We start from the raw sequence: 1548 nt of genomic DNA, 5'->3' as shown, positions 1-1548 counted from the left end.
CAGATCTTTGCAACAGTGTCAAAAGTACTCAGGCAGATAAAGGGGCATCAGACCGCCGGAGAAAACAGAAGGTTAGCGCTTTCTTGCCCGCTTTGACGGCTTTTTCAGCGATCGATCTCAGATTATCATTTTGCCGTTGACACCAACCCCACCGTTTCATATTATGTCCGCCGTCAACACGACACGGTTTTTCGGCTAGGGGGGGGTATAGCTCAGCTGGGAGAGCGCTTGCATGGCATGCAAGAGGTCAGCGGTTCGATCCCGCTTATCTCCACCAAATTCTCAGTGATGTGAATAATAATCTGCTTAGGCAGACTCTTCGTCTGCGTTTTATGAAGGTCAGGCCTGCCTGGCCCTGACAATCCCCGTAGGGGTCGGGCAAGCCCGACCCGTGCTTAGGCATAGCAGCCCGCCGAATTTTACGCCGTCAGCACGCTAAACCCATGCGTGCCATGGCAGTCCAGCTGCTCCACCAGACCAATCTCCCAATTGACATACGCCTGCATTGCCTCGGCGGAGTCACCCGCACTCTCATACGGGTGGCGATAGCGATCGATGCGCGGCAGCAGCAGGGCTTTGTCCCCAGCTCCCACAGGCAATCCCGCCGCTTTCCATGCCGTATTTCCGCCCTTCAGCACGCTAACCGCTTTCCCCGTCAGCGCTTCCAGCTGTGCCACTGCAAAGCGCACCAGCATACGCTGCCGCAGGTCGCCACATAACGCTACGCTGCGGGCAGAATGGCCGCACCCTGCTGAGCTGGCAGAGAGGGAATAAGCGGTGCCCAGCCGCCGGCTTCATCTGCCGCCAGTGCCGAGGTGGCAACCGCCGCCAGCAGCAGAGGGCGTAGATAGCATGACGTCTCATCAAGCACGCTCTCAATGCCGAAAGCGTAATATTTGAGCAGCGCATCAGACACCTGATCCGGCGTGCCGACTAGGGAGGTAGAATTATAGCCGCCGCCGACCAGCTGTGCGATGCCGGTCCATAGCACGCTGTCGAGACGCTCACCTTCACTGGCAGCGGTCATCAGGCGCTGCGCCCCCACGCTTAGCTTGGTCGAGTCAAAGTTGTGGCCGCTCTCATGCAGCTTTTTGCGCGCCTCTTCGCGGATATATTCCGCTTTCTCCTAGGCTCCTTTTTCCGTGGCGGCAATAATCGAGCAGAAGGAGATATTAAAACCGATCTTACGCCTGTGGCGGGCGGCCGTGGCGCGCATGGTGCGTACGGTTTCCGCCACGCCTTTCAGCGGTTCTCCCCACAGCGCAAACACATCGGCGTGCCGAGCCTCCACGCCGATCGCTTCGTTGGAGGATCCGCCAAAGTAGATCAGCAGTTTACCCGGCACTGTTGCAAAGATATTGATGAGTTAGCCTTTCGTGTTATTGAAAGGTCTTATCTTTCAAAGACCGCTGTAATATCCCGTTATATAGCGGATTATCGCGCCCTGGGCTTCGCTGAAGCTGTTATAGCCCTTCGTCGGCACCCATTCGGTCTTCAGGCTCCGGAAGAACCGCTCCATAGGGGCGTTATCCCAGCAGTTTCCCCGTC

The 1548-nt window shown here is 57.2% G+C and carries 3 protein-coding genes, 1 tRNA gene and 1 pseudogene; 1 reads left to right on the top strand and 4 read right to left on the bottom strand.

The features are described 5' to 3' along the window. Nucleotides 1–201: 201 nt before the first annotated feature. Nucleotides 202–277, top strand: a tRNA-Ala gene (locus BBW68_RS13205). Nucleotides 278–419: 142 nt separating this feature from the next. Here BBW68_RS13205 and BBW68_RS13200 read toward each other — a convergent pair. The 4 genes and pseudogenes from BBW68_RS13200 to BBW68_RS13190 form a co-directional block, all read right to left on the bottom strand. Further along, nucleotides 420–695: a rhodanese-like domain-containing protein gene (locus BBW68_RS13200; RefSeq protein ID WP_070135716.1), complete on the bottom strand. Its 276-nt coding sequence runs from the start codon at nucleotides 693–695 to the stop codon at nucleotides 420–422. A gap of 26 nt (nucleotides 696–721) precedes the next feature. Continuing rightward, nucleotides 722–1027: an LLM class flavin-dependent oxidoreductase gene (locus BBW68_RS19965; RefSeq protein ID WP_245166788.1), complete on the bottom strand. Its 306-nt coding sequence runs from the start codon at nucleotides 1025–1027 to the stop codon at nucleotides 722–724. A 99-nt stretch (nucleotides 1028–1126) separates the two neighbouring features. Further along, complete coding sequence (locus BBW68_RS19960) at nucleotides 1127–1345, bottom strand: LLM class flavin-dependent oxidoreductase (protein ID WP_276325393.1); 219 nt, start codon at nucleotides 1343–1345, stop codon at nucleotides 1127–1129. Between the two features lie 57 nt (nucleotides 1346–1402). Next, a pseudogene (locus tag BBW68_RS13190) lies at nucleotides 1403–1548 on the bottom strand (integrase core domain-containing protein); the annotation flags it as partial.

The sequence above is a fragment of the Candidatus Erwinia dacicola genome, assembly GCF_001756855.1.
Lineage (GTDB): Bacteria > Pseudomonadota > Gammaproteobacteria > Enterobacterales > Enterobacteriaceae > Erwinia > Erwinia dacicola.
Note: the sequence above shows the minus strand (reverse complement) of the source record. Positions and strands in the feature narration are given on the sequence as shown.

Bases quoted from the DNA above. Each gene is read 5' to 3' on its own strand.
- BBW68_RS19965 (WP_245166788.1), bottom strand. From the start codon at position 1,027: ATGACCGCTGCCAGTGAAGGTGAGCGTCTCGACAGCGTGCTATGGACC.
- BBW68_RS13200 (WP_070135716.1), bottom strand. From the start codon at position 695: ATGCTGGTGCGCTTTGCAGTGGCACAGCTGGAAGCGCTGACGGGGAAA.